This is a genomic window from Acinetobacter sp. UBA6571 (assembly GCF_002434085.1).
In the GTDB taxonomy this organism is placed as follows: domain Bacteria; phylum Pseudomonadota; class Gammaproteobacteria; order Pseudomonadales; family Moraxellaceae; genus Acinetobacter; species Acinetobacter radioresistens.
In genome coordinates this window covers 1-25991 of record NZ_DJJJ01000029.1, presented here as the reverse complement: position 1 = coordinate 25991, position 25991 = coordinate 1, and the positions used below count along the sequence as shown (strand labels likewise).

The following is a 25991-nucleotide window of genomic DNA, read 5'->3' as shown; positions in this document are numbered from 1 at the left end:
CACTTCAAGTTTTACTCTGCCCTGCCTGTATCCATAGAATTTCAGAAGAGTTAAGAGCCAAACAAGTATTTAGCTCTTAAACAGCAGGAAATAAGAAAAACTAAGCAAGGCCTATCAGGGCCACAATTGCTGCACACGCCCCAACAATTTTTTTGCCATAAGGAATATAGCGTGTAATCAATGCTCCAAGGCCCAAGCCTGCGGTATAAATCAAAGACATCGCTATTATCATACCTGAAACAAGTCCGGCGATATGGCCTGAATGACCGAGCTCATTACCATGAGCAATACCATGAAAAGTCACCAGTAATGCTGTAGCCACAGGTAAAATTATTCTGGATTTTGACCATAGTGCAAGAGTAACCATCAACAGTGAGGCAATAATGCCATACTCGGCAAGACTGCTCGAAAATAACTGTTGCTGACCCAGCACGAAACCAAATACCAGTGCGGTAGCCATACTGGCCATGCCAAGTATTTTCCACTGTCTGGCTGCGGACCAAAGTAAAACGCCCAACGCCAGTGCCATAATCATATGGTCCATGCCTGTAAAAGGATGCAGGAAACCCGCGCTAAAACCTGAGTGATGGTCATGCCCCGGATGTGCCTGACTGACTGCCGGTATCAGGCCAAGCATTATTAAACTGGCTCTTTGAATGATATTTTTCATATAAGTGTCCTCAGGCTTTAAATAGTCCTTGTTTTTCAATAAATTCTATAATTTCATTTAAACCATCTTGGGTTTTCATGTTGGAAAATAAAAATGGTTTTTCACCACGCATACGTTTGGCGTCTTGGTCCATAACGTCCAGATTTGCTCCAACCATTGGCGCCAGATCAGTTTTATTGATAATCAGAAGATCAGATTTAGTAATTCCCGGCCCGCCTTTACGTGGAATTTTTTCTCCTCCTGCAACATCGATGACATATAGTGTCAGATCAGAAAGTTCAGGACTAAACGTTGCGGCCAGATTATCTCCACCACTTTCAATAATGATCAGTTCCAGTCCATCAAACTTCTCACATAAATCATCAATCGCTGCCAGATTAATTGAAGCATCCTCACGAATAGCGGTATGCGGACAGCCTCCTGTCTCTACCCCGACAATACGATCTGGACTCATAGCCTCATGACGGGTCAGGAAGTTTGAATCTTCCTTGGTGTAGATATCATTAGTGACCACGGCCATATTGTATTTATCCCGTAAGACACGGCATAGATTCAAGGTAAGAGCTGTTTTACCTGAACCCACCGGTCCGCCAATGCCTACTCTTAATGGACTACGTTCTGTCATCTTGTTTTCCTTTTTAATTTCACAACTTACTTTGAATTTTTAAACCAGCGCTTCATTCATGACCTAAATAAACGTGAATATTGGGTTTCATGTGCCATACTCAGCATGGCATATTGCGGCAAACTGCTACTCAGTTCATCATCCTGTAGTGTTAAAGCCTGCTCTACCGCCTGCGGGATCAGTTTATGCAGCTGCCATAGAATGCGCTGGCCACTCATCTGTCCAAGTGGAATAGTCTTGACTGCTGCCAGTACCTGATTTTCCAGAACACTAAAGCTATAAGCAGTTAAGACATCAGCTATATTTAGTTGTAGTTGGCCACATAACTGGGCATATACCGGAACAAAACCAAACTGTTTTTTAACAGTTACTGGAAGTTTTAGAACATCTCGTATCCAGGCATTTAGGGAAAACGCCAGTTGCTGTGACTCCGCCAGCAATTCTCTGCTTTCACGACTGGCACGATATAAGTTTGCCCAGTATAAAAATTGCTCTTCATTGGCGTAAAACTGTATCAGGCGTTGAAGTACGGGCAATTCAAAGCGTACTAGCAGCATTTCAAGTACTTCTTCAAAATAGGCAATACTAGAAACTTCATCATGAATAAAGCCCTGATCAATCGCACTTTCCACCCCCTGCGAATAGCAGTAAGCGCCTACCGGCAAGGCTGTAGAAGAGAGTGTTAGCAGTTTGAGAAGCTGGCTGGCATTAGTGATGGCCATGAGCATGTAAAGCTTTAATTGGACTTAGACGATGTTCATGACTGTGTTGTGCATAGGCACCACTTTCTGGTTCAAAAGGATGCTCGATCTCAGCAACGGTTAGACCCAGTCCTGTAACCATTTCTGCCAGCACATGGTCAGGTTCAAAATATAAAGCGCTAGGTGTGAGCATCAGCGGAACATGACGGTTACCTAGGTGATAGGCTGCTTTTACCAAATCAAAGTCGCTCTGGGCGATCACCTGCATCAAATGTTCAGGTTTGGCATCTATACGCAAAATATCACCCTGCTCTGTGGCAATAAATGAACCACTTCTTAAAATACCTGTACGAGGTAAATCTGCACCAATATCGATACCTGAATTTAAGGTCGCACGAAAACGGCTTTTTTGACGGGTATCAAATGTCAGCTCAACAATTTCAAAGGAACTGTTATGTTGAATAGTCTCTAATCGCTGGGTATAGATTTTCATGCTTATCCTTTTTAAAGCAAAGATCCCTAACAATTGAATGTTTCATGATTCTCATATCAACTGTCAGTAGTTTTACGCCTCAAAATTAAGCATTTTTCGTGCCAATAAGGTTTTTATTGGTGCATTTATTTCCTGAACTCCCCAATTAATTTAGCAAGTTGTTCCATTCCATCAAATGTAGTCGGAATTTTATCGTCAGAAGACACAAGTGGTGAGAAGATTATGTTCTCAAACTTTTCAAAACCAGATGAGTTTTTCTTATGTAACTTTTCAGAGTCTTCTGCATAGTTATAAATAAATTGGCAGAGCGCCATTCGTAGTTCAAGTTGCATCATTTGAGATTGAACCGAACGAACATGCTGTAGTCCTACTCTCACGAAATAAAAAACAATAATCATGAATGTAGTAACGGGTAATGATAAATAAATAATAAATTTAAGTCCTTGCTCACCTAAACTAAAATATAAAAAGCGCGAGTGAGCATAACGGCGTAAAAAATAACATTGCACCAAAAGCAGAATATCCCTCCTTCCTACTTTTCAATTCCTCTTTTTTCTGTTCATAGCGTTGCTTAAACCACTTATTTAAAAGAACAAAATCATATTTAGTTTTATATTCTTCAAGTTTATTTTCTAAATTTTCTACTTCATCTCGCTTAGTTTCGAATGTACTATTCCAAGTATTGATAGCATTATTAGCTTCATTTAACTTACTATTTAATTCCGCTACATTTTTAATTTCATTTGAATGAAATAACTCTTTAAAAATTTGGAATGGTAAATCTCTTTCAGCAAATCCAACATAGCGTCTAAAATTGGGATTATTGGAATATTTGGTATTAACAAAGTCAATAACGCTGCCCACTTCCAAAGAAATTGAATTACTCAATCCACCTAGAATAAAAGTTAGTTCAGAAAAATAGATATTAATTAAATTTAAACTGATGTCGAATAGATAGATTAAATCAGATTCTAAATTACTATTTTTATATTTCTTGAGGGCTTGATCTACGACTTTTACGAAATCTGATACAGGTTGTTTCCTCGAATATTCGATATATTGATCATAATCACTTAAATCAAGATTCGTGTTAAAAACGCGGGTTGCAGTTAGAAAATGGTTGGCTAAGTTTTTAATACTTTCTGCGTACGTCTCATCTTCTATTATGCTCCTTGCCAGTGATTCGACTTAATCAAATTTAAGTTTAAATTCCTGACTTTCAAATTTAAAAGCCATCTTCACCCTCAATTATTTTAATAGTAAAGATGGCATATTGATCTAAATTACCATTTAAAACAAGAAGTAACGCTGCGCCATTGGTAACACTTCCGCAGGTTCACACGTCAGTAATTCCCCATCTGCCCGTACATCGTAAATTTCCGGGTCTACTTCCATCACAGGACAGTAAGTATTTAGCTTCATATCCGCTTTAGTGAGGTTACGTGTTTCTTTGCATGGACTGATGAGCTTTTTTAGTCCCAATTTTTTATGTACACCTCTCTCAATTGCTACTTGTGACAAGAAGGTAATACAGGTATTGTGCACACCTCGTGGAAATGCCCCGAACATTGGGCGGTAATGTACAGGCTGCGGGGTTGGAATAGAGGCATTAATATCGCCCATGGGCGCAGCAGCAATCATGCCGCCTTTAATAATCATGGAAGGTTTCACCCCAAAAAATGCCGGTTTCCACAGTACCAGATCAGCCAGCTTACCGACTTCTATTGAGCCGATTTCATGGCTTAATCCATGTGTAATTGCCGGATTAATTGTATATTTTGCGATGTAGCGTTTTACACGGTTATTGTCATGACTGGGATTATCGCCTTCTAATGTACCGCGTTGTACTTTCATTTTGTGCGCGGTTTGCCAGGTACGGATAATAACTTCACCTACACGACCCATGGCTTGCGAGTCTGATGACATCATGGCAATTGCGCCCAAGTCTTGCAGAATATCTTCTGCTGCAATGGTTTCACGACGTATACGGCTTTCTGCAAAGGCTACATCTTCAGCAATAGCCGGGTCGAGATGATGGCAGACCATCAGCATGTCCAGATGCTCATCAATAGTATTTATCGTATAAGGCCGGGTCGGGTTAGTAGAAGATGGTAGAACATTCGGCTGCCCGATTGCTTTTAAAATGTCTGGAGCATGTCCACCACCCGCACCTTCGGTATGGTAAGTGTGAATCGTACGATCTTTAAATGCTGCCAGGGTCTCTTCCAGAAATCCGCTTTCATTTAAAGTATCGGTATGTATGGCGACCTGTACATCATAATTTTCTGCTACAGTTAGACAGTTATCGATGGCCGCTGGCGTTGATCCCCAATCCTCATGAAGTTTTAAGCCCACCACACCGGCTTGGATCTGCTCGGCAACTGGTTCCGGTTTGCTTAAGTTACCTTTACCCAGTAAACCAATATTCATGGGCAAATCATCAATGGCCTGCAACATGGTCGAGATATGCCATGGCCCTGGAGTAACAGTAGTTGCCGAAGTACCGGCTGCAGGCCCGGTTCCACCACCAATCATAGTGGTTATACCTGACATGAGTGCAGTTTCTACCTGCTGCGGACAAATCCAGTGAATATGCGTATCAACTCCCCCTGCAGTCAGAATCTGCCCTTCACCTGCGATCACTTCAGTTGCTGCTCCTAAAGGAATAGTAATGTTGGGTTGAATATCCGGGTTACCAGCCTTACCAATTTTCCAGATCCGGCCATTTTTTAGACCGACATCAGCCTTAATAATTCCCCACCAGTCGACAATTAACGCATTAGTAATTATGGTATCGGCCACCTCCTCTGCTAGCAGCTGCGATTGCCCCATTCCATCACGAATGACTTTACCACCGCCAAACTTGACCTCTTCGCCATAGGTAGTCAGGTCTTGTTCGACTTCAATAAACAGTTCGGTATCCGCCAAACGAACCCGGTCACCGAGTGTTGGACCAAACATTTCCGCATAGGCACGGCGTGACATTTTCATTTTTTGTGTTCCTGTTCTTCCAGCTTGCCCATTACACGACCCGCAAACCCGTATACTTCACGCTTGCCTGCCAGCGCAACCAGCTCTATAGAGCGGCTTTGACCGGGTTCAAAACGCACTGCTGTACCCGCAGCAATATTGAGCCGGTAGCCTTTTGTGGCTTCCCGGTTAAATTGCAATGCATCATTCGCTTCATAAAAATGAAAATGTGAACCCACCTGAACTGGACGGTCTCCGGCATTTGCTACAGTGATTTTCAAGGTCTGACGACCGACATTCATTTCAATGTCGAGGTCAGGGGTAAAAATTTCACCCGGAATCATATTGCTCTCCTAGACAATCGGTTGATGGACAGTCACAAGCTTGGAGCCATCTGGAAACGTTGCCTCTACCTGCACTTCCGCGATCATTTCCGGTATACCTTCCATGACATCTGCGCGTGTAAGCAAGGTAGTGCCATAGTGCATCAGGTCACTTACCGTCATACCGTCACGTGCACCTTCAAGTAATGCTGCTGAAATAAAAGCAATTGCTTCAGGATAGTTAAGCTTTACCCCCCGTGCCTTACGACGTTCTGCTACCAAGCCAGCAGTAAAAATCAATAATTTGTCTTTTTCAGTAGGGTTGAGTTCCATATCTCTTTCCTAAAATTCTTCACAAATGTCATGCAATATATATGCAAGTTTTTTTAGAATGCGCAGGCTTGAAGATTATTTAACTGTCAGGTTTTCCAGATTCGTGGAAACTCTTCATTCAGGTCAAACCAGTAAAGTCGCAGCCGGGCACGGATTGCCGCAAAGGCATCATGGCACTGACGGACATCATCCCCCAGATAACGGGCACAAATCACATCATTGAGCAGAGTTAAAGTTACTGGTGTATCCATACGCATCATCAGCTCACGGATCAGATCAAGGTGTTGATCCAGATAAAAGCTGGTTCTAAATTTTTCAGGTGCTATAGCCCAGAAACTTCCCATAGCTGCACGATTATTCATTCCCAGACACGAGCTAAGCCAGCGGTCATTCCCCTTAAAGTTCAGGCTATCTGCGACCAGTAACTGCTCATTTCTTAACAGTTTAAAGCGGTTCTGAAACAGGCCTTCAGTAAACCGTTCATCTCGCGCCTGGCGCCCAATCACCAGCATATCCCAGCCAATAAAGCTGGCATTGTTCTTTAGTTGAACTGTGGTTTCAGTGTGTGCCCATGCTCCATTGAACAGCATGGTTTCTTGAGGAACCCATTCAAAAATTGCATTATTTTCAACCTGAATCTGAATATGCTGGAAAGCCTGTTTCGCATTGGTCTTGTACCATTTTCCGGCACCAGGAGTAGTAACCAAGGCATGTGCTTCTTCATCCACATGAATCTTGAAAGTCAGATGATCGCCCCCGGCAATTCCTGCAGGCGGATGCACAATAATGACATGACACACTCCAGTTTTTTCTGGCCATAACATTTTTTGCACCCTAATTGGTCCAAAATGCCAACGATGCTGTAAAATAGTGCGGTCCTGTGCTGCTTTAAAACCCAATTCCAGACGTGCAAACCAGCGAGCAGATTCATCGGGCTTATCTTCATTCAAAAACTGCATTTTCTTAAAACTTTTAATAAGATCATCTGGAAAAATGCAAAAACTGCACCAAAATGTGCTGAAGAGATAATTTTTATATTAAGCAATGAGAGAAATGAGCAGATTATAAGCTAGTAAAACAGTATTTAAATTAAAATGTATGATTAAAAAATCATCAGGTTATAGCATCTATAACAGTAGCTATAACCTGAAAAATTTAAAAAAGATTTAAGGCATGGATGAATTGATATACTAGAAATAACTTCGTTTAAGTGGACGCTGGGCTGCCAGTTTTCTCCGGTAAGCTTTAAACTGCAGTGTAATCCCAATAAAAATAACGATTAATGCCGCTCCACCTGTAGAAATAACCAGAACACGATATTGCTCTATAAAAGTCATGGCAATTAAAGATGCAACAATAAAAGCAATCACCAGATAGCTTAACCACGGAAAAAACCACATTTTGAGTTTGATTTCCTGACCTTCGCGTTCCATTTTCCGGCGTAGTCTGAGCTGAGAAATAGCAATCACCAGATAAACCAGCATCGCGATCATACCCGTGGTGTTCATGAGTATATCCAGAATTTCTCTGGGTTTAAGTGCATCAAAAAAATTCATCAGTGCAATAGCAAATGCCACTACACAAGAGGCCAATACAGCAAATACTGGTGTACCATTTTTACGGGTTTTTTGAAACAGGGTGGGTGCATCTCCTCGCTTTGAAAGCGAATACAACATGCGTGATGCGGTATAGTGACCTGAAACAAAACAGCTGCTGACCGATGTCAGTACTACGAAGTTCATGATCCACTTGGTTGCAGGAATACCTAATATTTCAAAAGTACGGCGGTATGCTCCATAACCTGTCTGGCTAAGCAAAGGATCATTCCATGGAACAATACAGACAATCAAGAAGATTGAGCCAATATAAAACAGGCAGATCCGCCAGACTACAGATTTAATAGCGCGCTTGGTTTGTTCTACCGGATTTTTAGATTCTGACGCGGCAATCGTTACAATTTCTGCGCCTAAAAATGAAAACATGACCCCCAGTAAAGCAACAATGACCGGCCCCAAACCATTGGGCATAAAGCCGCCATGAGTGCTAAGATTGCTTAAGCCGCTGACGCCACCCACTGGCCATAACCGGGAAATTGCCAATATACCCAAAACAATGAACAGGACAATTGCAATCACTTTAATTAGAGCAAACCAGAACTCTACCTCACCATATTTACTCACCCGCATAAAATTGATGGCAGTCAGAGTAATCGTCATCATCAGGGTAAATACATTTACACTGAGTAAGGGAAACCATTCATGCAGGATTAATCCTGCCACATAAGCTTCCCACGCCATCAGCAGCACCCAGAACCACCAGTACAGCCAACCGATCGTAAAGCCCGCCCAGCGCCCGATGGCACGTTCTGCATAAGTCGAAAAAGAACCGGTATCGGGTGAGGTGGCCGCCATTTCACCCAGCATGCGCATAATAAATACCACCAGAGCTCCACCGGCACAGTAAGCCAGTATTACTGCCGGACCAGCTGCTGCGATAATGCTACCTGAGCCAACAAATAAAGCAGCGCCAATAACACCGGCAATTGACATCATGGTGAGGTGTCTGGTTTTTAATGAATCACTTAACTGATTCGAAGATTCTTTTTTATTTATCTGCATCTTGTATTCATTCCATGAATTTTTTAATGGTTGCAAATAGATAGCGACTTAAAAAATTTCAAGATTCAGCAAACTGTACATTAGTCCTGAAATAAAAATGCCATATCTACACCTTACGAAATTGTTTTGCTTGAATTGAAGAGTCCAGAGTTTATAGCCAGCAATTAAAATGAATAATGATCTTGATCAATCAGATTTATTTATACACATTAGCTTTGGAGTTTAAGGAAACTATAGTCAGGTTAGAGACTTACTTTAAAAATCAGAGGTATTTAGCTCGTGTCACTTAAACTATAGCCGCCACCACACTAAAAATACTCGATATTGCCAAACAGCATTCAATCTTTGCTTCTGACTTTATTTTTTAGATTCATTATTTAATATTCTCTGCAAGTACAAGTTTTTACTCATGTACATGGTACGTTCGCCACCACTTGTTTTAATACATCTGGCCCTATCGACCTAAACAATATGGCGTGTTTATCCAGAGCCTGCGAGTACCATTTTTTAAAATTTGTCAGGAGCCAATTTATATTTCTGATCATCAAGTTAAGGTACCGATTTAATATATGAAAACCAGGCTTAATATTTTTTATATTTTAAAATTTATTGCTTTGATTTTTAGAATTAAACATAACTATAGGCATGAATAATTGAAGAATAGAATTACTTATATTCTTTGAATATAACCTGACCTTGCACGTTTAAAACAGACTGTTAAATGCCTCTTATCTCATTTATCAGCTAAGAGGCACCTTAACATTTTAGCGACTGATATGGATTGCCTGTTTCTTGGTAAATAAAAGTAGGCCATCCAATCCAAATGAATAACCCAAGCCGGAAAGTTTCCAACCACCAAATGGTGCAGCAGGTGACAGGTCAGCATGACTGTTAATCCACACCGTACCGCATTCTAGCTGATTGGCAATCTCTTGAGCTTTTTCAATATTTTGGCTCCAGACTGAACCGCCGAGCCCGAAAGAGCTTTGATTGGCGCGCTGGATCACATCATCTATCTCACTAAACTTTATAATAGGTAAAACCGGACCAAATTGCTCTTCATCTACCAGTGCCACACCTTCTCTTAGGTTTGCAATCAAAGTCGGTGCAATATAATAGCCGTTTTCTGGCAGTACTGGTGCCTGAGTAAGCAGTTCTCCACCCTGAGCAATCGCATCCTCAATAAGCGCCTTAACTTTATTAAACTGCATACGGTTTTGTACCGGACCAAAAGTTGTGTTTTCTTCTTGTCCATTACCCACAACCTGCCGTTCAGCTATTTCTACCAGTTTATGTATTAAGTCCTCATAAATATTTTCATGCACATATAAGCGCTTTAATGCGGCACAAGTCTGGCCAGCATTTAAAAACGCCGAGCCAAAAATTTTCTCGGCCGTGCTATCTACGTCAATATCGTCTAGTACGATTCCTACATCATTACCACCCAATTCCAGTACTACACCTTTAAGTGTATTAACCGAATGGCTCAAAATACTCTGCCCGGTACGTGTCGAACCGGTAAATGTAACTTTGGCGATATCAGGATGCTCACTGAGAACCTGCCCGACTTTACCTGTGCCAAGTACTACGCTACACACGCCTTTTGGTACATGACGGTTAATAATTTCTACCAGTTTGACTGTACTTAAAGGAGTATATTCTGAGGGTTTATTGACAATACAGTTTTTAGTTTTTAAGGCCGGAAACAGATGCCAGACTGCAATCATAAACGGCCAGTTCCATGGTGTAATCGATGCGACCACACCAAGTGGGCGGTTATAAACCTGAATAGTTTTACCACCAGGTTCCTGAATAGTTTCAACTGGTATTTCAAGACTGGCGATGTATTCAATCCAGCTAGCACCTGCTTCTACCTCAAACTCTGCCAAGCCTAATGGCTTTCCCTGCTCCAAGGTAATTAACCGGGCAATTTCTTTTTTTTCCTGACGGATATCATTCGCAATTTTACTAAAACTGTTATTAATTTCCTTATCAGAAATATTTTTCCATTGCTTGAAAGCTTCAGTAGCAGCCTGAACTGCCTGATTGACCTGCTCTGGGGTTGCACTGGCTATTTCCGTGATTACTTCTTCATTAGCTGGATTCAGCACTTTAAAAGTTTCTGCTGATCCTTGAATATTCTCACCGTTAATAATGACATGAGTATTCATACTACCATCCTGGTTAGTGTTATAAAAATTACTAAATTGAGCAATTTAAGAATTGATAAAAATTTTCCAGATTTCAAAATAAATCACTTTTGCTTTAATATCCTTATTTTAGGATTTAAATTAATTCATCTTATTATTTAAATACCTTTTATTTAAGCGTTGGACCTATTACATTATGCATAAATTTATTATAAATAATGTAATTAAATTTTAAAATAAATTATTAAATTTTAATAAGGTCAGTATGCTTAGGCTATTATAAAGACGTGAAGATCTTACCTAAACTGTTCATAATTCAGATAAGACAAAATAACAGAACAAGTTAAATATAAAATTAAAAACTTTTTAAAGTTCAATCAGGTCTTTAAGCATTTCTTTAAAGAGTTCGCGTTGCTCTTCTGTATATTTTGAAAATACTTCCTGTTGATGACTTTCAGAAATCCGGTAGAGCATATTGGCCACACTCTTTCCGTGTTCCGTAAGTACATAAGTAGTCTCGGTTTCAATAAGCAAACCTTTTTGGGCTAAAATCTCGGCTGCCTGTTCAACCTCGGCAATCGGCATAGCGACTTCATGCTGCAGTGCACTTTTACTACTGGCAGTTTTACTGTCCAATACAAGTAATAAACGTGCTTCACTGGTCCGAAAACCTGTAGCCTGCTGTTTGGGTTGATAGTCGCTTTCATAGGCTCGCACTGCCTGAGTTAGCAAGTAGTACATGTTATGATATAAACGGCCAGGAAAACTATCTTCTCTGGACTCAACAGGCGTATTCAAACTCGGATGAGGCAGTACCGCAGAATAAACACCTTGATGATAAAGTAAAGGAGAACGGCCATAGTCATGAAACTTAACCACTTTACCCAGAATGATCCAGTGATCACCCCCTTCAACAATATCAAATTTTTCACACTCCAGCACAGCGGAACAGTTTTTTAATAAAGGTGCTTTACCGGCACCCATGTCAAAATCGACTCCAGCAAAACGGTCCTCTGCACGGCGGGCAAAATTATTGGAAAATTCAATTTGAGCCGCAGATAAAATATTGACCGCGAAATGACTGGCTTGTGAAAAGATCCGGTAACTTGAAGAGTTTTTATCGATACTCCATAGAATCAATGCTGGGTCAAGTGAGACAGAGTTAAAACTGTTAGCTGTTACGCCAACTTTTTCACCTTGACTATTCTGAGCAGTCATTACAGTGACACCGGTTGCAAAATTACCCAGTGCCCGGCGAAAGGCTTTAGTATCAATAACAGGGGCTGTGTTAATTGTGTTCATAACGTTCAGTCTAATTTCTCCCTGTTATTGTAACGTTAAATAGTTTCCTGGACAGGCCTTATACTCATGATTTCATCATGAAATATCAGGCTATCATAAAACTATACGATTACATTCTCAAAGAAATTGCCAGAAACTGACTAGATACCCATGCACAAGTATTTAAGTTCCTGGTAGTCTTCGATCCCATATTTAGAACCTTCACGGCCACAACCCGACTCCTTTATTCCACCAAAAGGTGCAACTTCAGTAGAAATTAAACCTTCATTTATACCGACCATACCGTATTCAAGAGCTTCGCTTACACGCCAGGCCCGACTTAGATTTTGCGTATAAATATAAGAAGCTAAGCCAAATTCAGTATCATTCGCCATACGGATAGCTTCTGCTTCTTCGGTAAATCTAAAAACTGGTGCTAGTGGTCCAAAGGTTTCATCTTGTGCGACTTGCATATCTGGGGTTACATCAGTTAAGACGGTTGGCTCAAAAAATGTCTGACCTAATTGATGCCGCTGCCCACCATAAATGACTTTAGCTCCTTTGGAGGTTGCATCATCAATATGTTGCTGAACTTTTTCAACTGCCTTTTCATTAATCAGCGGGCCTTGTTCTGCACCCGGTTCAAAAGCAGGAGCAACTTTGAGTTTTGCTACAGCAGCGGCAAGCTTTTCAACAAAAGTATCATAAATACTGTTTTGAACCAGAATACGGTTGGTACATACACAGGTCTGGCCACTATTACGGAATTTTGATGCTATCGCTCCCTCAACTGCTTTATCCAGATCTGCATCCTCAAAGACAATAAATGGTGCATTACCACCTAATTCCATACTGATTTTTTTCATGGTTGAAGAGCATTGCTGCATCAGTAATTTACCAATGGCGGTCGAACCGGTAAAAGATACCTTACGCACCAGAGGATGCTGAGTCAGGATTCCACCTATTTCACGGGCACTGCCAGTCACTACATTGATTACACCTTTTGGAATTCCGGCTTCTTCAGCCAGAGCGACCAGAGCTAGTGCAGAAAGTGGAGTTTCAGAAGCTGGTTTAATCACGACAGTACAGCCTGCCGCCAATGCCGGACCAACTTTACGGGTAATCATGGCATTGGGGAAATTCCAAGGTGTAATTGCAGCCACTACGCCAACTGGCTGACGAATCACAAGCAGGCGACGTCCCTGCTTATCATGGGGAATCACATCACCATAAGTGCGTTTAGCCTCTTCAGCAAACCATTCGATAAAGCTTGCACCATACAGAATTTCCCCCCGACTTTCGGTCATTGGTTTACCCTGTTCCGTGCTTAGAATTATCGCGAGATCTTCCTGATGTTCAATCATCAGCTGGTACCATTTTTTTAGCAGGATTGAACGTTCTTTTGCAGTGGTCTGTTTCCAGCTTTGTAGTGCCTGATCAGCTGCTTCTACTGCTTTTACTACCTGCTGTTCACTAACAGAAGGTACATGAGCAATGGTTTCACCAGTAGCCGGGTTTATTACGGCAAAACTTTTATTCTGCTCTGCTTCTAGCCATTGACCATCAATAAATACCTGTTGTTTAAATAAACCAGAATTTTTTAATTGCACTAATACACTCCCTGATAAACGCTTAAACACTTTAATGGCTTGGTTTCTCTTCAATGTTTAAATACGGTTGTTTTAACAATTATTTCATAATTTTTTTTAGAAATATTTTTTTTAGACTAACTAAGACAAATTTTGTACCAAACCTCAATCGAGTCACTATGTGTTTTTTATAAAAGATATTTTTAGAATTTTAAGACTAATATAAAACATGAAATGTAATAAAAAAAATTTTAATGCTGCTTGGCCAGAACCAGAATTTTCAGATGAGTTTAAGTTCTGGCATTACTAGTCTTTATGAGTTTCTTCCTGTTATAGGTAGAGCTCTTGAGCAAAATTAATTAAAGAAGTTAAGAGGGATTTTCAGATAACGTACCCCATTTGCCTCCGGTTCTGGTAATTGTCCTCCATCCATATTGATCTGAATCGCTGGCAAGATTAGTTTAGGCATAGATAATTTGGCATCGCGCTGGGTGCGCATAGTTACAAAATCCTGTTTGCGGGTATTTTCCTGAATATGGACATTGCCATGTTTCTGCGCACCAATGGTCGTTTCATGTACAAACTCATCCCGGCCTTCTGGCTTGTAGTCATGACACAGGAATACCCGGGTATGATCAGGTAATTGATATAAAGCCTGTACCGAATCAAACAGCTGTTCAGCACTGCCGTTTGGAAAGTCGCAACGTGCTGTACCGTAGTCTGGCATGAATAAGGTATCTCCTACGAAAACAGCATCACCGATGACATAACTCAGGCAGGCAGGTGTATGCCCCGGTGTCGGAATATTGTAGGCTTCAAGTTCGCCAATTTTGAACTTTTCACCATCTTCAAACAGATAATCAAAAGGATGATGAACCTTAAAATATTCAGGCTCAAAATTATAAATTTTGCTAAAAGTCTCCTGCACTACAGAGATTTTTTTACTCATGGCAATTTTGCCACCTGCACTACTTTGAATATATGGCGCAGCTGTCATGTGATCAGCATGCACATGTGTTTCAAGAATCCATTCAACCGTTAAGCCCTGCTGTTTAATATAATGCAAAATTTCATCAGCCTGCTGGTAATGCATGGAAGCTGAAGCTGCATCATAATTCATTACACTGTCAATGACAGCACAGTGCTTTGTGACAGGATCAGTAACTACATAACTGAAAGTATTGGTATCATTATCAAAAAATGCCTTAACCAGAGGTTTTATTGTCATGATATTCGCTCTCCTATCCAAACCATTTGCGATGAACAAATACACCAGCTAGCATCGCTAAAATAAAATAGAGTGATTCATAATGGCCAAGGCCGATCAGGGTCAGTCCTGGTGCAGGACAAATTCCAGCTATACCCCAGCCCATACCAAAAATCAGCGCACCCATGATGAGTTTAGAATCAATTTTTTGATTGGTGGGTAGTTCTATTGTTTCATGGAATACAGTTTTAGGCTCGGCAGAACGTAGCGCTTTCTGAAACGGAATAATGGCCACTAAAATGGCACCTATCATCACAAAAGCCAGACTTGGGTCCCATGTACCAGTGATATCCAGAAAATCCAGTACTTTTTCAGGATTAGCCATTCCTGAAATACTCAGCCCAAGCGCAAAAATACTACCAAATATAAAGGCCAAAATATTTTTCATGACTGTATTCTCAGAACGTGCCGAAGCAGATAAACCGTGATAAAACCTGCGAGCATGAAGCTTAATGTAGCAACCATTGAGCGTCTGGAAAGCCTGCTAATACCACAGATACCATGACCACTAGTACAGCCAGAACCTAGACGGGTACCAAAGCCCACTAATAACCCGGCGATAATCATCATCCAGGGCGAAGCATTCAATTCAATCTCTGGTACTACAAATAAGCTATATAGAAAAGGCGTTAATATAAGGCCCAGCAAAAACCAGAGAGCCGGTGTTTTCCATAAAGTAGCGGGATCAAGTACCTGTGCAATCAGCCCACTGATACCAGCGATCCGGCCATTGACCCACAGGTAGCCGATCACCGAACAGCCAAGTAATGCTCCACCAAGTAGGGCAAGCCAATAGTCCTGAATCATAGATTCACCAAATAACAATATATATTTTTATATAATATAAATATATATTTTAATCAATTATTAAATCTTAATAATTTCCTATATATTTGTTATATCTATTTTTTTAATAAAACTTGGAATAAATAGAAATTTATAATGAGTTTATTCGTTTTTTATGACTAGTTTGCTTGAAAATGAATAACAAAACTGTTCATAGCGTCTTGTTTTTAAGACAGGCATAATACAATTAAATATTTAGCCTCCCCTATGAATAGAAGTGCACGTTAGAAAAATTTTACTCTCCTGTTTTGTGAGCATAGTCAGTACTAGCGCTTTGGCAAATGCTAGTTTTCTGCCTGCCGCACAGGCCTTCCAGCTCAAGGCTGAATCAGTTTCACAAAAAGAAGCCCTGCTACAATGGAATATTGCACCACATTATTATTTGTATCATAACCAGTTCAAGGTTATGGTTGGCCAGCAGCCATTAAACATTGAACTGCCTAAAGGTACAAAGAAAAATGATCCAACCTTTGGAATTACAGAGGTTCATTATCATCAGGTTGCAGCTAAAATTCAGGTGAAGCCAAAGACCAGTTATCAGATCAGCTGGCAGGGCTGCTCGGCAGACGGGCTGTGTTATCCGGTACAACGCACTACCTTGACCACTGATCAGGATGGACTTTTTCCGCAGTTACAGTCTCAAAAAAACGGCTTGCTACAGCTTGGTAATACTCAGGCTTCATTTACAGGTAGCGAACCGGCACAACAAAATCCGACGCTTGTTAGCCGTGAGGATATTGATTCATCTTCTGATGCAGGGCAGTCCTCAACTTATAAAGCTCAACAGCTAGAAGTTATAAATACCAATACAGATCAATCTATTAGTTCTAAAAATACTTCAGATAGCTCTTTTTTCTGGTCAAATCAATGGAATAATGATCAGGTATTTTTAAATCTTTTCTCGCAGGATTCCTGGCTACTTAATCTGTTGATCTTTTTTATTTTTGGAATACTTCTGGCTTTCCTGCCCTGTTCTTTACCTTTAATTCCGATTCTGTCAGGCATTATCGTGCAGCGTAAAAAAGGTTACCGGGCTATTCCTATCGCTACAGCATTCGTTGTCAGTATGGCATTGGTTTATGCATTAATGGGCATGCTGGTGGCTGGGGTTGGTTACAGTTTTCAGCGCTGGTTTCAAAGTCCACCGGTGATTATTGGCTTTGCACTGCTATTTGTAGTATTTGCATTCAATCTGCTTGGCCTGTTTCAGCTGTCTCTACCCCAAGGTATTTTGCAGCGTTTGGACCGTATCCAGAACCGGCAGACTGGCGGAACCATTTACGGCGCTGCTGTGATGGGGGTCCTTTCAGCCCTGATTGTTGGCCCATGCATGAGTGCGCCTTTAGCTGGTTCACTCTTATTTGTTTCACAGACACAAAGTCCATTATTGGGCGGTCTGTACCTGTTTATGCTCGGCCTGGGTATCGGTCTGCCATTATTTATTGCTGCAGTATTTGGTGCCCGCTTCCTGCCTAGACCCGGACTGTGGATGGAGCGTCTCAAATTCAGCTTTGGCTTTATTATGCTGATGATGGCAGTATATTTTATCCGGCCTCTACTCTCTCTGACATTATATTATTCTCTGTTTGCAGGTTTACTGTTGGCCCTCGCACTTTATCTGGGCTGGATCACCCGAAAGCAGAACAAGGGGCAAGCCAAGATTTTGACCTGCTTGTTGGCAGCGTTATTGATTGGCGTAAGTGGATGGAATATAAAAAATGCTCTGTCATCTTTAAATGCCGAACAACATGCCTCTGAACTTCATGCATGGCAGATAGTACGAAATGCTGAAGAATTAAATCAAGTACTGGCCAAAGCTCGTCAAATTCAGCGTCCTATCGTGATTGATGTGTATGCGGACTGGTGTGTTGCTTGCCAGCCTATCGAGCGCGATATTACGCCACGTGCAGATGTACAAGGAGCATTAAAATCATGGCAAAGAATCAAACTTGACCTGTCTCATTATCAGCCTTCTCAGGATGAGATTTTATCTGAACGGGAAATTCTGGGGCCTCCAACGGTTCTATTTTTACAGCCGGATGGGCAAGAAAAACGTGAGCTTCGGCTAACCGGTGCCTTTAATGCCGAGCAGCTCATTCGTCAGCTCAGGCATACAGAGAATTAATTTGAATCTTAAAACGGTAAAGTTATTTGCTTATTTATATACTAATTTACAAATAGTTTTTTACTGTTAAATACCCAAACCTGATCAATCTATAGATCCTGTTTGGGTTTTTCTCACAATGGTTTTAGCATTTATCTACCGGTTAAAAGTTAACCCGGGAAGATGCCGCGACCTTTACGTGCAATCAGAATTCGTTCACATGCCAGAATATAGGCAGCGGTACGCAGAGTACATTTCTTGGCCTCAGCAGTATTCCAGACATCATGAATTGCTTGAATAAGCAGTTTATCCAAACGCTGATTAATTTCTTCTTCAGTCCAGAAGTAACTTGAAATATCCTGTACCCATTCAAAATAACTGACAGTTACCCCTCCGGCATTACAGATAACATCTGGCACCACCGTAATGCCCCGTTGCAGCAACACGTCATCAGCTTCAGGATAGGTCGGACCGTTTGCGCCTTCCAAAACCAGCTTGGCTTTTAATTTTTCAGCACTTTCAACAGTAATTTGTCCCTCAAGCGCTGCCGGAATCAGGATATCCATTTCAGCATCCCAAAACTCGTCATTAGTTATAGGCGTAGCACCTGGAAAACCGAGTACACCTGGATGCTCTTCCATATAAATTCGTAAAGCGTCCAGATCAATACCATTATTATTCAGGATCGTACCGGTATGGTCCTGAATACATACCACCTTGGCATTTGCCTGTGCGAACAGATTTGCTGCTTCACTGCCCACATTACCAAACCCCTGTACGGCGACTTTAGCACCATCAATCGCCAGATTATTTTTTTTGGCAGCCTCACGTCCGGTAATATACACGCCACGGCCAGTGGCCTTGACACGTCCCAGCGACCCCCCTAAATGGACCGGTTTGCCCGTAACTACACCTGTCACTGTATAGCCCTTATTTGATGAATAAGTATCCATGATCCAGCCCATGACATTCTGGTTAGTGCCCACATCAGGAGCCGGAATATCTTTTTGTGGGCCAATAATATGGCCAATTTCACTGGTATAACGACGCGTTAACCGTTCCAGTTCACGGGTTGATAAAGCGCGCGGATCAACTCGAATCCCGCCTTTGGCACCACCAAAAGGCAGATTGACTACAGCTGTTTTAATGGTCATCCAGGCAGCCAGCGCGGTGACTTCATTCAGATCCACATCTGGATGGTAACGAATACCTCCTTTCCCCGGACCGCGGGACAGATTATGTTGTACCCGGTAGCCCTCAAAATGCCGAATGGTTCCGTCATCCATTACAATGGGCACATCGACAATAAGAGCACGTTTGGGACGTTTTAAAGTATCAATATAATCAGCAAGATGTTGCAGATATGGAGCCACCCGATCAATCTGGGCCAGATAGGTATTCCAGGCGCCTGCCTCTTCATTAATATAAGAAAGATTAGACATAACTGTTTCCTTCAGGAAATTCTAATGTGCATGGGAGAAGTTCTTATAGTGGTGGACTTCTATATAGAAGTGAAGAACCTTTAACATATATCAACATAGCCCGAGAGATGAAAAAATTTTCCACCACTCAGGCTATGTGATATTTTTGAATTTTAGTTACTTATATCAACACATAAATATTTCATTTCCAGGTATTCATCAATCCCATGCTGCGAGCCTTCGCGCCCCAGCCCTGACTGTTTTATACCACCGAAAGGAGCAACTTCTGTTGAAATCAGGCCAGTATTGATGCCTACCATGCCGTATTCCAGCGCTTCCCCCACACGCCACTGCCGGGCTGTACTTTGTGTAAACAGGTAAGCAGCTAACCCGAATTCTGTGTTGTTTGCCATCTGGATTACCTCTTCTTCAGTACTAAAACTGAATAATGGAGCCAGTGGACCAAAAGTTTCTTCACGAGAAATTTTCATTTCCTGAGTGACACCAGTTAAAACGGTTGGCTCAAAAAATGTGCTGGTTTGATTTAGCCGTTTGCCGCCTGTACGGATGCTTGCACCTTTGCTAACGGCATCTTCAATGTGCGACTGGACCTTCTCAATTGCAGCTTCGTCAATCAGTGGGCCTTGTGTTATTTCAGACTGTCGGCCGTCACCCACTTTTAACCTGGCAACTTCAGCAATCACACGTTCACTGATTGCATCATAAATACCTTCCTGTATATAAATACGGTTTGCACATACACAGGTCTGGCCGCTGTTACGGAATTTGCTAGCCATTATTCCCTTTACAGCCTGATCCAGATTGGCATCATCAAATACAATAACCGGCGCATTCCCCCCAAGTTCGAGTGACAGCTTTTTAATTGTTGGCGCACACTGTTTCATGAGAATGCGGCCGACCTCGGTTGAACCGGTAAAGCTCAGCTTGCGGACAACGTCGCTTTCGCATAAAGTCTGGCCAACTTCAATTGATTCGCCGCTCAGTGTAATCATGACATCTTTTGGAATACCTGCCTGTAATGCCAGAACCTCCAGTGCATAAGCACTAAGTGGCGTCTGTTCTGCTGGCTTAATCAGCATTGAACAACCCGCAGCAAGTGCTGGTCCTACCTTGCGGGTAATCATGGCGGCCGGAAAGTTCCAGGGTGTAATTGCCGCTGTTACTCCGATTGGCTGTTTAATTACCAGTAACCGTTGCTGTGCCTGAGATGATGTCAAAACCTCTCCATCTACACGACGAGCCTGCTCAGCAAACCAGCGGATGAAAGATGCAGCATAACTAATCTCGCCCCGTGCTTCTGACAGCGGTTTACCCTGTTCGGCAGTCAGGATCTGTGCCAGATCCTCCTGATGCTTGAGCATCAGGCGGTACCAGTTCCACAGTAGATCAGCTTTTTGCAGGGCAGTCTGCTGTTTCCAGACAGCCTGTGCCTGTTCAGCACGTTGAATAGCATTTTCTATAGCCGCACGGTCATAAGTTCTGACCCAAGCCAGCTGTTCTCCTGTAGCAGCATCCTGTACACAGATATAATGATCAGCTGAAGGCTGGGTAAAAGTGATGTCGGGATGGTCCAGTAAATACTGTAAATTTTGCTGGATCATGCAGAGCGCTCCAGATTTTGCTGGGTGACTGCTGTGAAACCGGCTTTCAGAATATCCAGAGCTTTCTGGAACTGTTCAGCCGGAATAGTGAGTGGATATAGAAAACGGATAACATTCGCTGATTTACCACAAGTCAGCAGCAAAAGACCTTGGCTCATGGCATATTCCTGAATCGCTTTTGCCTGCTCAGCATATTCAAGCTCTACCGCGACCATAGAACCCAGACCACGTATATCCTGAATCATGGAGCTGGTAACTTTAAGCTGTTCCAGGGTTTTGATGAGCTGTGAACCCAGTACATGTGCACGCTCGCAAAGCTGTTCTTCTTCGATCACATCAATTACTGCATGTGCAGCCGCTACAGCCAGCGGATTACCGGCATAAGTACCGCCCAGTCCTCCCGGGTTCGGTGCATCCATTATTTCGGCACGACCCACTACGCCAGAAATCGGGAAGCCACCGCCGAGGCTTTTAGCCATAGTAATCATATCGGCCTTGATACTGTAATGTTGCATAGCAAACAGTTGTCCGGTACGGGCAAAACCGGTCTGCACTTCATCGGCTATCAGTAAAATACCGTGCTGGTCGCAGAGCTCACGCAAACGCACCAGAAATTCCTGAGGTGCGACATTGAAACCACCTTCCCCCTGCACCGGTTCAAGTACAATAGCGGCAACATCTTGAGGTACCATGTCAGTACTGAAAATATTTTCAATGCTTTCCATTGCATCGTCCACACTGATTCCCTGTGACTGCGATGGATAGCGGCCATGGAATACACCTGCCGGCATGACACCAAAATCACGTTTATAAGGTGCTGTTTTACCCGTCATTGCCATAGTCATAAAAGTACGGCCATGAAAACCGCCACTAAATGTGATAATGCCATAACGACCAGTGGCAGCCCGGGCAATTTTGACTGCATTTTCTACAGCTTCTGCACCTGTGGTAAAGAAAGCTGTTTTTGCCGGCCCTTCAATAGGCGCACGCTGGTTAATACGCTCAGCTAAAGATACATAACTTTCATAAGGCGCAACCTGGTATGCCGTATGAGTAAATTTTCCGAGCTGTTCAGTTACTGCTGCAATCACTTTCGGATGGCGATGACCAGTGTTCAGTACGGCAATCCCGCCTGCAAAGTCAGTATATTCACGCCCATCCATGTCCCACAGAGTGGCGTTCTCTGCACGTTCTACATACCATGAGCACATAATGCCTACACCGCGTGGAGTGGCCTGCTGCTTGCGGCTGTTAATATCAGTATGTTTAGAATCCATTTTTTGTACCTCATTTTTATTTAAGCACCGTCAGTTCCTGCTCTAGGCTTGTCTGACGACTGATGACTGCTTTAATCTCACCCTTTTACCCCATTCTGACGAGAGCCATTTCTTGTTCTTCTTTAGGAGCCAATCTGTTTTGCTATAAAAAATAGAGAATCTTAATAGGTTAGATAAAAAAATTATTTTCCCTTCAAGGTTATGTTAGGTTTTTAAAAATTAAGTTAATCTTTTTAGTTACTTACTAATTACTAAAATAATTAGATAAATTTTTTTGCTTACTCCTGCTTTTATTTCTTTTTAAAAAAATAATTTGACAGTTTAAATAAAACATAATACATATAGTTTTATATGTAATATTTTATAACCAAGGAAGAGTAAAAAATGACGACTGTAAAACTAAAACATTTTATTAATAGTGAATATTCTGAACCGCAAGACAATAATTATTTTGATCTGATCAGTCCGGTAACTGGAGAACTATATGCACAGTCGCCTAATGCAACTGAAGCAGAAGTAGATGCCGCTTATGCTGCTGCTAAAGAAGCATTTAAAACCTGGGGACGGACTACGCCCTCTGCACGCCAGAAAGCTTTACTAAGCCTGGCCGATGCTATTGAAACCAATGCAGACCGCCTAATTGAAGCACAGAGCCGTAATACTGGACAGCTTAAGCATCTGATCGCTTCTGAAGAAGTAGCAATATGTGCGGACCAGATCCGCTTTTTTGCAGGCGCAGCACGTTTACTGGAAGGGACAGCAACATCTGAATATCTGGAAGGCTTAACGTCCAGTATCCGCCGTGAGCCAGTGGGTGTAGTCGGTCAGGTAACACCCTGGAACTATCCACTCATGATGGCTGTCTGGAAAATTGCACCTGCACTGGCTGCAGGCAATACCGTTGTGCTTAAACCTAGCGATACCACACCGGAAAGCACTTTACTGCTGGCAGAAATTGCAGCACCATTCTTTCCAAAAGGCGCTTTTAACGTGGTGTTAGGCAAGGCAGATGTAGGCTCCAAGGTGGTTTCACATAAAGTTCCAGCCTTAGTATCGATTACCGGTTCAGTGCGTGCCGGTTTACAGGTGGCAGCCTCTGCTGCGGCCAATCTTGCCAAGGCTCACCTGGAACTTGGAGGTAAAGCTCCGGTTCTGGTTTTTGAAGATGCCGACCTCGAAAAAGCGGCTGAGATGATAGCCATGACCGGCTTTTTTAATGCCGGGCAAGACTGTACCGCCGCAACCCGAGTAATTGTATCTGAAGCAGTACATGACGAATTTGTGCAGAAACTGGTGGCTGCTGCAAAGAACACTCGGTTCGGTGAACCAGATGATGAAAATGCCTTATATGGCCCACTCAATAATGCCAACCAGCTTAAACATGTGACAGGCTTTATTGAACGTCTGCCCTCACATGCCAAAATTGAAACTGGTGGTCGTCATGCTGACCGTCCAGGCTATTATTTTGAACCTACAGTTATTACTGGTCTGCAACAGCAGGATGAAGTAATTCAAAATGAAATTTTTGGTCCAGTGATTACCGTACAAAAATTTAGTGATGAAACGGATGCCATTTATAAAGCCAATGACGTTGAATATGGCTTGGCTTCAAGTGTATGGACCAGAGATCACGGGCGTGCTACACGTCTCAGCCGCGAACTTGATTTTGGTACAGTATGGGTCAACACGCATATTCCGCTGACTGCTGAAATGCCACACGGCGGCTTCAAAAAATCAGGTTATGGTAAAGACCTGTCAGGTTACGGTTTTGAAGAATATACCCGTATCAAGCACGTAATGAGTTCAAATGACTAGTCAGGCTGGAGCCAAACATGAATCAACAGGAAATTAAAGCACTGGTCGGAACTGCGCATCATGAACTGTTCAGCCTGCATGACACCAGTGCGCTTGAACGTTACTTCTCGGCAGACTTTATTGAACACTCGCCTCTGGTCGCAGATGGGCTTTCTGGTTTGCGTCAACTGGTACAAGACTGTCCAAATCTTAAACATGAAGCTGTTCGCATCTTGGCCGATGGCGATCTGGTCGCTATTCATGGACGCTTTGAAGGGCTAGATGAACAGCCACTGGTCGGTTTTGATATTTACCGGGTTAAAGATGGCAAAATTGTAGAACACTGGGACGGATTAGTCCCTGAAGCAGCAGCCAATCTTAGTGGCCGTACCCAGCTTGACGGGCCCACTGAGGTAGCAAAGACTGGTCAGGAAGAACATAACCGGTCACTGGTAAAAGAATTTTTTACCCGTACGCTGATCGAAGGTGATTATGAAGGCTTCAGAGATTATGCTAACGGCGAATTATTTCAGCAGCATAGCCCTGATATTGGTGACGGTACTGTGGCAGTGATCGATTTCCTCAACAAAATCCGTAACGAAGGTCAAGGTTTGCTATACTCGAAAATTCATCGCACCATTGCCGATGGCCAGTTTGTCTTGACCCACTCTGAAGGAAGTATTGCAGGTACACGTCATGCCTATTTTGAATTATGGCGTGTAGAAGACGGTAAAATCGTTGAACTCTGGGATGCAATTGCTCCAGTTCCCCAAGATGACCAGGCTGTACATCGCTATGGCGTATTTTAAAGATTAGCCGCTTCCTGAGCCGGGTATTTTATGCCTGGCTTTAAAGAGAGTTAGCCATGACAGCACATACCATTATATTTGCGCCTATCGAGCAGGCCACGCGCTCGGAACAGGTGGTAGGACGGCTAGAAAATGCAATCATTTCTGGTCTGCTCAAAAGTAATGAACAGCTTCCAAATGAGGCCGATTTGGCCCGCCTTATGGGGGTATCACCCATTACGGTTCGTGAAGCATTAAACACCTTGAGAGTAAAAGGCCTGATTGATACGCGACGTGGACGTAACGGTGGAAGTTTTATCTGTGAAATTTCTCCTGATCTGTTGCTAGAGCAGCATCCCTTGCGGCAGGCCAGTAGTGATTATCTGGCAGATCTGGGCGAATACCATAGCGCCATTCTTGGCCATAGTGTATATCTGGCTGCCCAGCGCACGACAACACAAGATCTTTCAAAAATGAGGGAACTGATCCATCTATTTGCACAGGCTACACAACCGGATACCCGCGCACAAACCGATATGCGCTGTCTGTTAACTCTAGCTTCGTTTGCACAGTCTTCAAGACTAGCCAATCAGGAGCTTTCCATTCAGGCAGAGTGGGCCCCTCTGGTTGCGATACTTTATCAGGATACAGACTTTCATACAGATGTAGTTGAGCAATATCAGCAATTATTGCCATTGCTAGATCAGGCAGATGAAGCTCAGGCAGCACTGCACACCAAAAAAATTATCTCGATGCTGACTGACCAGATGCTCGAGTACAAACTGTCCATCGCATAACAAGAATAGATATACCGGAACGTTGCATGTTCCTATCCAGACGGTGAAATAACAAGGACAAGGATATAAAGGAATGAAAACAGAATTATATATAGAACAGCTCCAGATGTTACTCGAGCAGGTTATAAGTGAGACCACTTCAACTGCACAGCAATTGGCCCAGCAGACCAGCCATATTTTATCTCGACGTATGATAGATCCGGGTCGCGGTATTAAACTGTCGACTGAGGAGCGTCAAGCTTTACAATATGAAATTAAGGCTGCATTAGGAAAATCGACTTATACACATGGGATTGGTTTTGCAGGATATACTACCGAAAAA

24 protein-coding genes and 1 pseudogene are annotated in these 25991 nt (G+C 42.4%); 5 read left to right on the top strand and 20 right to left on the bottom strand.

Going from position 1 to position 25991, the window contains the following annotated elements; all coding sequences use genetic code 11:
- Positions 1-100 precede the first annotated feature (100 nt).
- From B3X18_RS04530 to B3X18_RS04450, 17 genes are all read right to left on the bottom strand, one after another.
- On the bottom strand, positions 101-670 hold the full coding sequence (locus B3X18_RS04530) for a HupE/UreJ family protein (protein ID WP_005026625.1): 570 nt from the start codon (positions 668-670) through the stop codon (positions 101-103).
- A 10-nt stretch (positions 671-680) separates the two neighbouring features.
- Positions 681-1295, bottom strand: coding sequence for an urease accessory protein UreG (gene ureG / locus B3X18_RS04525; protein ID WP_005019668.1), 615 nt, complete (start codon positions 1293-1295; stop codon positions 681-683).
- 56 nt (positions 1296-1351) lie between these two features.
- Entirely contained in the window at positions 1352-2017 is a 666-nt protein-coding gene (locus B3X18_RS04520; RefSeq protein ID WP_005019664.1) for an urease accessory protein UreF, read from the bottom strand.
- Entirely contained in the window at positions 2004-2489 is a 486-nt protein-coding gene (gene ureE, locus B3X18_RS04515) for an urease accessory protein UreE (protein WP_005019662.1), read from the bottom strand. The genes B3X18_RS04520 and ureE overlap by 14 nt, the downstream gene beginning before the upstream one ends.
- A gap of 125 nt (positions 2490-2614) precedes the next feature.
- On the bottom strand, positions 2615-2824 hold the full coding sequence (locus B3X18_RS04510) for a hypothetical protein (protein WP_016801284.1): 210 nt from the start codon (positions 2822-2824) through the stop codon (positions 2615-2617).
- Positions 2825-2945: 121 nt separating this feature from the next.
- Entirely contained in the window at positions 2946-3377 is a 432-nt protein-coding gene (locus B3X18_RS04505) for a hypothetical protein (RefSeq protein ID WP_227548685.1), read from the bottom strand.
- 402 nt (positions 3378-3779) lie between these two features.
- Entirely contained in the window at positions 3780-5480 is a 1701-nt protein-coding gene (gene ureC, locus B3X18_RS04500; RefSeq protein ID WP_005026626.1) for an urease subunit alpha, read from the bottom strand.
- Positions 5477-5803: an urease subunit beta gene (locus B3X18_RS04495; RefSeq protein ID WP_005019652.1), complete on the bottom strand. Its 327-nt coding sequence runs from the start codon at positions 5801-5803 to the stop codon at positions 5477-5479. Before B3X18_RS04495 ends, ureC begins: the two co-directional genes overlap by 4 nt.
- Positions 5804-5812: 9 nt before the next feature.
- The gene (ureA, locus tag B3X18_RS04490) at positions 5813-6115 is read right to left on the bottom strand and encodes an urease subunit gamma (RefSeq protein WP_005019651.1); all 303 of its coding nucleotides are present in this window, start codon (positions 6113-6115) and stop codon (positions 5813-5815) included.
- Positions 6116-6201: 86 nt separating this feature from the next.
- Complete coding sequence (locus tag B3X18_RS04485; RefSeq protein ID WP_005026629.1) at positions 6202-7074, bottom strand: urease accessory protein UreD; 873 nt, start codon at positions 7072-7074, stop codon at positions 6202-6204.
- Between the two features lie 231 nt (positions 7075-7305).
- Entirely contained in the window at positions 7306-8733 is a 1428-nt protein-coding gene (locus B3X18_RS04480) for an amino acid permease (RefSeq protein WP_016801283.1), read from the bottom strand.
- A gap of 764 nt (positions 8734-9497) precedes the next feature.
- Positions 9498-10904, bottom strand: a complete 1407-nt coding sequence (locus B3X18_RS04475) for an aldehyde dehydrogenase family protein (RefSeq protein ID WP_005026633.1) — start codon at positions 10902-10904, stop codon at positions 9498-9500.
- A 345-nt stretch (positions 10905-11249) separates the two neighbouring features.
- Positions 11250-12185 (bottom strand): p-hydroxyphenylacetate 3-hydroxylase reductase component, encoded by a 936-nt coding sequence (locus tag B3X18_RS04470; RefSeq protein WP_005026635.1) that lies wholly within the window; start codon positions 12183-12185, stop codon positions 11250-11252.
- A gap of 140 nt (positions 12186-12325) precedes the next feature.
- Complete coding sequence (locus tag B3X18_RS04465) at positions 12326-13774, bottom strand: NAD-dependent succinate-semialdehyde dehydrogenase (RefSeq protein WP_005026637.1); 1449 nt, start codon at positions 13772-13774, stop codon at positions 12326-12328.
- A gap of 334 nt (positions 13775-14108) precedes the next feature.
- Complete coding sequence (locus B3X18_RS04460) at positions 14109-14981, bottom strand: MBL fold metallo-hydrolase (RefSeq protein ID WP_005026638.1); 873 nt, start codon at positions 14979-14981, stop codon at positions 14109-14111.
- 13 nt (positions 14982-14994) lie between these two features.
- On the bottom strand, positions 14995-15408 hold the full coding sequence (locus B3X18_RS04455) for a DUF6691 family protein (protein WP_005019643.1): 414 nt from the start codon (positions 15406-15408) through the stop codon (positions 14995-14997).
- Complete coding sequence (locus B3X18_RS04450) at positions 15405-15827, bottom strand: YeeE/YedE family protein (protein WP_005026639.1); 423 nt, start codon at positions 15825-15827, stop codon at positions 15405-15407. The genes B3X18_RS04455 and B3X18_RS04450 overlap by 4 nt, the downstream gene beginning before the upstream one ends.
- Positions 15828-16116: 289 nt before the next feature.
- Between B3X18_RS04450 and dsbD the strand changes: the two genes are divergently transcribed.
- On the top strand, positions 16117-17991 hold the full coding sequence (gene dsbD, locus B3X18_RS04445) for a protein-disulfide reductase DsbD (RefSeq protein ID WP_005026641.1): 1875 nt from the start codon (positions 16117-16119) through the stop codon (positions 17989-17991).
- Positions 17992-18140: 149 nt separating this feature from the next.
- Here dsbD and B3X18_RS04440 read toward each other — a convergent pair whose 3' ends face one another.
- From B3X18_RS04440 to gabT, 3 genes are all read right to left on the bottom strand, one after another.
- Complete coding sequence (locus tag B3X18_RS04440; protein ID WP_034671069.1) at positions 18141-19412, bottom strand: Glu/Leu/Phe/Val family dehydrogenase; 1272 nt, start codon at positions 19410-19412, stop codon at positions 18141-18143.
- A 152-nt stretch (positions 19413-19564) separates the two neighbouring features.
- Positions 19565-21013, bottom strand: a complete 1449-nt coding sequence (locus B3X18_RS04435) for an NAD-dependent succinate-semialdehyde dehydrogenase (RefSeq protein WP_005026654.1) — start codon at positions 21011-21013, stop codon at positions 19565-19567.
- Positions 21010-22290 (bottom strand): 4-aminobutyrate--2-oxoglutarate transaminase, encoded by a 1281-nt coding sequence (gene gabT / locus B3X18_RS04430; RefSeq protein ID WP_005019631.1) that lies wholly within the window; start codon positions 22288-22290, stop codon positions 21010-21012. The genes B3X18_RS04435 and gabT overlap by 4 nt, the downstream gene beginning before the upstream one ends.
- A 384-nt stretch (positions 22291-22674) precedes the next feature.
- Here gabT and B3X18_RS04425 point away from each other — a divergent pair, with 384 nt between their 5' ends.
- The 4 genes and pseudogenes from B3X18_RS04425 to B3X18_RS04410 all read left to right on the top strand — a co-directional run.
- On the top strand, positions 22675-24105 hold the full coding sequence (locus tag B3X18_RS04425) for a gamma-aminobutyraldehyde dehydrogenase (RefSeq protein WP_005026658.1): 1431 nt from the start codon (positions 22675-22677) through the stop codon (positions 24103-24105).
- A gap of 17 nt (positions 24106-24122) precedes the next feature.
- Positions 24123-24893 (top strand): nuclear transport factor 2 family protein, encoded by a 771-nt coding sequence (locus tag B3X18_RS04420; RefSeq protein ID WP_005026659.1) that lies wholly within the window; start codon positions 24123-24125, stop codon positions 24891-24893.
- A 56-nt stretch (positions 24894-24949) separates the two neighbouring features.
- Positions 24950-25669 carry a FadR/GntR family transcriptional regulator gene (locus B3X18_RS04415; protein WP_005026662.1) on the top strand — a complete coding sequence of 240 codons (720 nt, stop codon included), beginning with the start codon at positions 24950-24952 and terminating at the stop codon, positions 25667-25669.
- A 73-nt stretch (positions 25670-25742) separates the two neighbouring features.
- A pseudogene (locus tag B3X18_RS04410) lies at positions 25743-25991 on the top strand (histidine kinase); the annotation flags it as partial.